We start from the raw sequence: 7,180 nt of genomic DNA on the forward strand, positions 1-7,180 counted from the left end.
CAACACTTAGTATTATACTAATATTTTACCACTATATACGCATATACGCAATACACACGATTTAAATTTGCGTAAAAAATAAAGCCATGACTGGCTTCTGAGGATTTTAGGTGTCAAACTTCCGAGCACATACTAGAGAATATGCGCACAGCTTTTTCATAAAAGATTGCTTTAAAATCATAATTACCACATCAATATTCAATAAGACACCTTTTTATAAGTATAGCGATATAAAATATAATTGTCAATTAAGAAATACGCACCGTTGACATTTTGATCACTAATGTTAAAATATAATTAATTGGGAGAGCTCCTGCCATATAAGTGGAGAAGTTTCAACTCGGGAGAGTCCCTGCCATATAAGTGGGAAAGCTTAAACTCTGAGAGGGCTGATTACCAGCCCTCTTAATTATTTTACTTGCAGAATAATTGAAGTAATCTTAAATGATCAATCCAAGCTAAATTAGGGAACATATCAAATAAATGGATATAGATTTTTAAAAGGTATTATCTAAGAAGGAATTATAGGATAAATCAAATATGATATACTCAGTAAAAGAAAAGCAACGAGGTTTAAAAATTGGAAACAAGTATTTCAAATGCAATTAGTACTGCTGATCAGAAGGCTCAGTATGATGAGGCAGTTAAGCGGCTTTTGTCTGAAAAGATTGTGCTAGCATGGATTTTAAAGGAATGTGTATCAGAATTTAAGGGGTACACCATTCAGCAGATCATGAAGGATTGTATCGAGGGTGATCCCAAGGTTTCAGTGGTAGCTGTACACCAGGATGAACTTGATGCTGATGAAGAATTAGCCGATAAAAGAATTGAAGGCAGTAATAATGAGGATAGCTCCATAAAAGAGGGAAAAGTATATTATGATATCAGGTTTAATGCAATTGTACCTGACACAAAGGAGCCAATTCATCTTATAATAAATATAGAGGCTCAGAAAAGTGATAATACAGTATATCCTATTATCAAAAGAGCTATATATTATTGCAGCAGAATGATATCTTCACAGAAGAATACAGTATTTACGAAAAGTCATTATGAAAAGATTCGCAAAGTGTATTCTATCTGGATTGAGATGAATGTTAGCGAAGAGGATAAGAATTCTATAACAAAGTACAGTGTTTCTGAGGATACCATCGTTGGCAATGCAAAAGAAGAAGTAAAGAATTACGATCTTTTATCAGTACTTCTTGTACGCTTAGGAGATCCCGACAAGGCTGATGAGAAATCTATTTTAAGATTGCTGGATGTATTATTATCAGCGGAAAAGAAACCTGACGAAAAGAAAGAACTCCTTGAAAAGGATTTTGATATACCTATGTCAGCTACCATGAGTAAGGAGGTAAACACTATGTGTAATTTAGGCGAAGGATTAGTTGAACAGACATCTATAAAGAATAAAGCGGATTTTGTACTCAGATTAATGCAAAAGAAACATTATGATATCAATGAGGCATTTGATCTTGCAAATGTTTTAGAATCTGAGAAGGTAGAAGTTACAAAACTGGTTGATGAGCAACTTGCTGTGAAATGATTTTGCTTAGAAAGAAGTGGTCGTAGTAGTGGGCGTTTTAAAAAATGGAGTGCTGAAAACCTCCTTTCTATGCGGCTTTTAAGTGGTGGTCATTGCTCCGATTCCCGTTGCCAGCTCGATGATGAGAATCCCTCAAAGCTTAGGCTTTGGGGGATTTTTTTACGCAACAAAATGGTATAATATAGTTATGCCTAAAAAAGATCATTGTTAAGAAGTATAAGGAGACTATATATGTGCGATGTTAAGAAATATAGTGATATATATAAAGAAATAGCAAAATTAAATCCGAAAGATACTTTGCAACTTGTTTTAGAGAGTGAAACAGAAGAAGAAAAAGACTTTTATGAGATGGTCGGAGACTTTTTGCTTCAGAAAAAACAGAAGGAAGTAATCGAAAGGAATCTATATTAAATATATGAAAAAGTACACACTTATAGCAGGTGTCAATGGCGCTGGAAAAACAACTTTGTATCAAATGGATCCGGATCTTAAGGGAGAATACAGAGTAAATGCAGATGAGATACTTAAAGAATCTGGCGGTGATTGGCGTAATCCTCATGATGTGTTTTCTTCTGGAAGAAAAGCTGTTGAGAAGTTAAACCAGTATTTTGAAGGAGAGGAGAGCTTTAATCAAGAGACCACCCTTTGTGGAAACACTGTTTTTCGGAATATAAGACGAGCAAAAGAAAAAGGATTTCTTATAGAGATGCATTATGTAGGCGTAGCAAGTGTAGATATAGCCAAGGAAAGAGTTGCTAAGAGAGTACTTGGTGGAGGGCATGGTGTAAATGAATCGGATATAGAAAGGCGTTATGAGCAGTCATTGAGGAACTTTTGGGAAATCATGACTATGTGTAATCTTGTGGCGGTTTATGATAATACGGATAGTATTAGAAGATTTGCAATTTATAAAGATGGAGTTCTGGTAAGGAAATCTCATAGGGTACCAGAGTGGTTCGATCTGAAATAGATTATGAAAATTCTTAGTGGTCTTTGAAGTGGTCTTTTTTTAAAGAGAGTGCTGAAAACCTCCTTTCTATGCGGCTTCTGAAACTGGTCAACAATCCGATTCCCGTTGCCAGCTCACCCTTAAATCCAGTATTCATCTGGGTTTAAGGGATTTTTTATGCCAAAAATAGTGTGCTATGCGAATGTTAAGAGAAACATGTCCTGATATTTTCAATTTGTGCCTCAGATTTCACGGTTTTTGTTGATAAAAAAATATGCTAAATTTATCAATTAATTATTTATAACCATACGCTTTTTTGTATAATTAAGTGGGAGACAATATAAACTAAGGAGTCAGTTCAACAGAAAGAGGGGAATTCTTATGGCTGAGAATAAAAACGATGTAATTGCTGAAGAGAAAAAGGGACTGTCTTTAGCCGCTCAGATTTTTATCGCACTTGTCATTGCGATAATTGCCGGTTTGCTTATGCAGAATGTGGCTGAATTTGCGGCTACATACATCAAGCCTTTCGGTACAATTTTCCTGAATCTGGTCAAATTTATTGTGGGCCCTATTGTGTTATTCTCAATCATGGCGGGAATTGTTTCCATGAGAGATATAAAGAAAGTCGGTGCGATAGGCGGAATGACTGTGGTCTATTACTTCTGTACAACTGCAGTTGCTATCACGATCGGACTGTTTGTTGCTAATCTTTTCAAGGGGAGCTTCCCGGTTCTTACAACAGCAAGCTTGACCTACGAAGCACCGGAGGCTTCTTCAGGTATGGATGTCCTTGTTAATATTTTTCCGAACAATTTCCTGTTGCCTATTTCTGAAGCCAACATGCTTCAGGTTATTGTTATGGCCATTCTGATTGGCTTTGCAGTAATTCTTCTTGGTGAAAAAGGGGAGAGAGCCATTGAAGGAATCAATCTTCTTAATGACATTTTTATGAAGTGTATGGAAATGATATTGAAGCTGTCTCCTATCGGCGTGTTCTGTCTGCTGACACCTGTAGTTGCTGCAAACGGAGCGGCAGTTATCGGATCACTGGCAAAGGTGCTTCTTGCAGCGTATATCTGTTATCTGCTGCACGCGCTTATAGTTTATTCATGCACAGTTGCTACTCTTGGAAAAATGAGTCCTGTAACATTTTTCAAAGGAATGCTTCCAGCAATCATGTTTGCTTTTTCAAGTGCATCATCAGTTGGAACACTTCCCCTTAACATGGAGTGCACTCAGAAGCTGGGAGCTTCCAAGGAAGTATCAAGCTTTGTCCTTCCCCTTGGAGCGACTATAAACATGGATGGAACAGCTATTTATCAGGGTGTCTGTGCTATTTTTATCGCATCCTGCTATGGTATCAATCTTTCATTTTCACAGATGCTGACAATTGTTCTGACAGCAACTCTTGCATCTGTTGGAACCGCAGGTGTTCCCGGTGCAGGTATGGTTATGTTGGCGATGGTGCTGACATCTGTAGGCCTTCCAATCGATGGAATTGCTCTTGTTGCAGGTGTGGACAGAATCTTCGATATGGGTAGAACAACTCTTAATATCACAGGTGATGCATCCTGTACAGTCATCGTTTCAAATATTCTCAAGCGCCGTGAAGCGAGAAAGAGCGCTTAAGACAGGATAATTTTAATAAGTAAAAGTAAGAGCACCGTCAGTATTATGGGTTTCGTGATACGGGTGCTCTTTTTCATGGCAAGACCGGAGCCCACGTAGTTACCAAGCATGTTGCATACTGCGGCTGCTATGCCGAGGGCGATGATCACCTGGCCGCTTAATATGAACACTACAAGCGAAGACAGATTGGTAGCTGTGTTGATAGCTTTAGTGTGAGCGTTGGCAGGGCCAATTCCCATTTTTGCAAATGTTGTGAAGGCGATAATAAGAAACGTTCCTGTGCCCGGGCCATAGAGTCCGTCATACATACCGATAACAAGCGCAGAGACTATGACTACCAGAATAGTTCTGGTATTTACTTCAACTTCTGTTTTGCCGTTGTCCTTGAACAGTTTTTTATTAAGAACGATGAATGCTGCAACCGGAAGAATGACGAGCAAAAGCTGCCTTAAGTAGATCTCTTTTATGAAAAGTGAAAGCCTTGCGCCAAAATAAGAGCCGAACATTCCTGCAATTACAGCGGGTATGGCAACCTTGAAATTGATCAGCTTGTGTTTGATAAAACGCATCAGCGACAGTGATGTTCCGCATGAAGAGGACAGTTTGTTGGTCGCAATTGCATTATGTATCGGAAGCCCGGCCAGCATGTAAGCCGGTAATGATATCAGTCCGCCGCCACCTGCGATTGAATCAACAAAGCCCGCGAGAAACAGCATGGGACATACAATTAAAAATGTTAAAGGTGTAAGGATCATTTTTCTCTCTTCTATCTATTGTACCTATGAGATATGCTGTTCATAGGATTATCATACTGCGATTCTCAGATTGTACTCACTTCTTCAAATGCTGTCAAAGGGCTATAATGGAATCCGTGACTTAAATAAAAAGGAAGACAGGCCGCTTGCGGGAAGTATTTACTTCCTTCTTACAGAGGATGAGATATCACATTTTCATCAGATAGACTGCGAAGAAATATGGTATCACCATGAAGGATGCGCAGAGTATCCTGTATCTTGCATATGAAGATTAAGGAAGAATGACAGAGTTAGCTGAATACCACTTTAGGGGAGAACATGGTATATGAAAGAATTAGAAATTTTAGGTGATAACAGATTTGAAACTTTCACCAAAACCCGTGATGGCAGTCGCGCTATTGTAATAAAGGACGGTAAAATCCTTCTTACCCATGAAAAGAATTCAGGCTGGTGGCTTATACCGGGCGGTGGTATTGAAGAAGGCGAGACATTCGAAGAATGCTGCGTTAGAGAAGTTGAGGAAGAGACCGGCGTGATCGTGCACCCTGTGGATAAGTTCCTTCATATATACGAATACTACGAAGAATACAGATATGGCGGCTATTACTATATTTGTGAGGAGGTGGGGCAGGGAGAAATGAAACCCACGGGGGCAGAGCTAGAACGCGGCATAGAACCTATGTGGATACCGCTTCAGGATGCCATAGACATTTTCTCAAAGCATCAGTCTTATGCGGATACAAGCGAAGAAAAACGAGGCTCATACTTGCGAGAGTATACAGCATTGCTCCAGTATATGGACTATGTGAAAACTAGCCCCGCGATGGGATGATCAAAACATCAGTGTAAAGCAGCTCCAAATTCGTGCAAGAGCAGGTAGGAACTTTTTATGATGTATCAGCGAGAAAACTCCTTCCGACATAGTCGGTGGGGGATGAATCGCTGACCCTCAGCGTTTCGCTTTGCTGTATCGTCCTGTTCTTTCATATTTTCTTTTGTGGTCATCCGTGCGCTGGCTTTCTATATATTTTTTCACTGTCTCAAGTGAAACGGATCCGGTTGTGGCGCAAAAATAACTCCTGCTCCAGAAAAGAGCATCTCCCCACAGAAATTTTTCTATGTGTTCACGGTATTTGATCCTGACTTCTTTAGAGAGCTGGGACTTTAAGGTGTTGATCAGTTTTACCGGAGCGACATCCGGAGGCATGGAGATAAGCATGTGTATATGATCCTCATCTGTCTCAGCAGAAAGCATATCGCAGTTCATCCTTCCACACAGATAAGCTGCGTGATTTTTCATGAAATCCCCCATCTCATTGGTTATCACTTTTTTCCTGTATTTAGTGACAAAAATGATATGATAGGTAAGCAGGTAAACTGAATGTGAACCTCTTCTGTAGTTATCCATAAAAACTCCTTCTAAAAAGAACAAATGTTTTGATTACTCTTGGAAATTATGCTATAATACTAATATAATCTTTTGGAAAGGAAATCTCAACTGTGTATAGGACAAGGCAGTACAGAATAGCTAAAAACAACACACTATACAGTTACTGCCAGGATATTTGCAGGGCATCTGCAGTCCTTTACAACAGGGCGAATTTCATCATCCGACAGTATGCTTCTGCCACAGAGGCATTTGACTCTTACAGGCCTCTTTTTCCCAATCAGATGCAGGTGTATAAACTTGTAAGTGAAAACCTTGAAGGGACAAAATATCATGCAACTGGTTCATGGCTTCCTTATAATGCCCTTGATTATCTTCTGAAGAGCACCAGGGATAAGGCATACTATGGGATTCCATCTCAGGCTAACCAGCAGATACTTAAGCTCCTTCTTAGGGATTACAAATCATTTTTTGAAGCAGTGAAGACATACGCCAAGACACCATCTGCATTTACGGGGCGTCCCCGTATGCCGGGTTATGTACGCCAGGGAAAATACAAGACTGCCATCCTTACGAATCAGATATGCAGGATAAAGGATGATTCCTATATACGTTTTCCCGGAACAACAGATACTTTAAAACTTGGCAGGGACCTTCCCCAGGGAAAACTTAAGGAAGTGCGGATAAAACCACATGGTAAGGACTTTGTGATGGATGTGGTGATCGATGTCTTAACAGTGGGTATAGAGCCTTTGGATGACAAGGATGTTCTCAGATCTCTTTCATCAAAAGATGACATTTCCGATATCAGGGTCATGTCGATAGATCCTGGTACGGACAATATAGCAGCCGTAGCGAACAACTTTGGAGCAGAACCGTTTGTGATAAAGGGCGGACTGATAAAGTCC

8 protein-coding genes and 1 pseudogene are annotated in these 7,180 nt (G+C 39.6%); 7 read left to right on the plus strand and 2 right to left on the minus strand.

Annotation, left to right across the window (positions count from 1 at the left end):
• The first annotated feature begins 580 nt into the window (after positions 1 to 580).
• From G608_RS0117580 to G608_RS0117595, 4 genes are all read left to right on the plus strand, one after another.
• Positions 581 to 1,549, plus strand: a complete 969-nt coding sequence (locus G608_RS0117580; RefSeq protein ID WP_026497084.1) for a PD-(D/E)XK nuclease family transposase — start codon at positions 581 to 583, stop codon at positions 1,547 to 1,549.
• 231 nt (positions 1,550 to 1,780) lie between these two features.
• Positions 1,781 to 1,960 carry a hypothetical protein gene (locus G608_RS0117585; protein ID WP_026497085.1) on the plus strand — a complete coding sequence of 60 codons (180 nt, stop codon included), beginning with the start codon at positions 1,781 to 1,783 and terminating at the stop codon, positions 1,958 to 1,960.
• Between the two features lie 4 nt (positions 1,961 to 1,964).
• Positions 1,965 to 2,519, plus strand: a complete 555-nt coding sequence (locus tag G608_RS0117590) for an ATPase (protein ID WP_026497086.1) — start codon at positions 1,965 to 1,967, stop codon at positions 2,517 to 2,519.
• 360 nt (positions 2,520 to 2,879) lie between these two features.
• Positions 2,880 to 4,130, plus strand: coding sequence for a dicarboxylate/amino acid:cation symporter (locus tag G608_RS0117595; protein WP_026497087.1), 1,251 nt, complete (start codon positions 2,880 to 2,882; stop codon positions 4,128 to 4,130).
• Here the strand turns inward: G608_RS0117595 and G608_RS0117600 are convergent.
• A complete protein-coding gene (locus G608_RS0117600; RefSeq protein ID WP_330367089.1) occupies positions 4,127 to 4,846 on the minus strand; it encodes a TSUP family transporter in 720 nt (239 codons plus the stop codon). The two genes, G608_RS0117595 and G608_RS0117600, sit on opposite strands and share 4 nt — an antisense overlap.
• 127 nt (positions 4,847 to 4,973) lie before the next feature.
• On the opposite strand from G608_RS0117600, the gene G608_RS0117605 reads away from it, so the two are divergent.
• Positions 4,974 to 5,153: a cupin domain-containing protein gene (locus G608_RS0117605; RefSeq protein WP_081677499.1), complete on the plus strand. Its 180-nt coding sequence runs from the start codon at positions 4,974 to 4,976 to the stop codon at positions 5,151 to 5,153.
• A 57-nt stretch (positions 5,154 to 5,210) separates the two neighbouring features.
• Positions 5,211 to 5,717, plus strand: coding sequence for an NUDIX domain-containing protein (locus tag G608_RS22695; protein ID WP_051209494.1), 507 nt, complete (start codon positions 5,211 to 5,213; stop codon positions 5,715 to 5,717).
• 117 nt (positions 5,718 to 5,834) lie between these two features.
• Here G608_RS22695 and tnpA read toward each other — a convergent pair whose 3' ends face one another.
• Entirely contained in the window at positions 5,835 to 6,293 is a 459-nt protein-coding gene (gene tnpA / locus G608_RS21800; RefSeq protein ID WP_051209496.1) for an IS200/IS605 family transposase, read from the minus strand.
• Positions 6,294 to 6,385: 92 nt separating this feature from the next.
• Between tnpA and G608_RS0117620 the strand changes: the two are divergent.
• Positions 6,386 to 7,180 (plus strand): annotated as a pseudogene (locus G608_RS0117620) (RNA-guided endonuclease InsQ/TnpB family protein); the annotation flags it as partial.

The sequence above is a fragment of the Butyrivibrio sp. WCD3002 genome, from assembly GCF_000424265.1.
Classification (GTDB): domain Bacteria; phylum Bacillota; class Clostridia; order Lachnospirales; family Lachnospiraceae; genus Butyrivibrio.

Bases quoted from the DNA above. Each gene is read 5' to 3' on its own strand.
- G608_RS0117590 (WP_026497086.1), top strand. From the start codon at position 1,965: ATGAAAAAGTACACACTTATAGCAGGTGTCAATGGCGCTGGAAAAACA.
- G608_RS0117605 (WP_081677499.1), top strand. From the start codon at position 4,974: ATGCTGTCAAAGGGCTATAATGGAATCCGTGACTTAAATAAAAAGGAA.
- G608_RS0117595 (WP_026497087.1), top strand. From the start codon at position 2,880: ATGGCTGAGAATAAAAACGATGTAATTGCTGAAGAGAAAAAGGGACTG.
- G608_RS0117585 (WP_026497085.1), top strand. From the start codon at position 1,781: ATGTGCGATGTTAAGAAATATAGTGATATATATAAAGAAATAGCAAAA.
- G608_RS0117600 (WP_330367089.1), bottom strand. From the start codon at position 4,846: ATGCTGTTTCTCGCGGGCTTTGTTGATTCAATCGCAGGTGGCGGCGGA.
- tnpA (WP_051209496.1), bottom strand. From the start codon at position 6,293: ATGGATAACTACAGAAGAGGTTCACATTCAGTTTACCTGCTTACCTAT.
- G608_RS22695 (WP_051209494.1), top strand. From the start codon at position 5,211: ATGAAAGAATTAGAAATTTTAGGTGATAACAGATTTGAAACTTTCACC.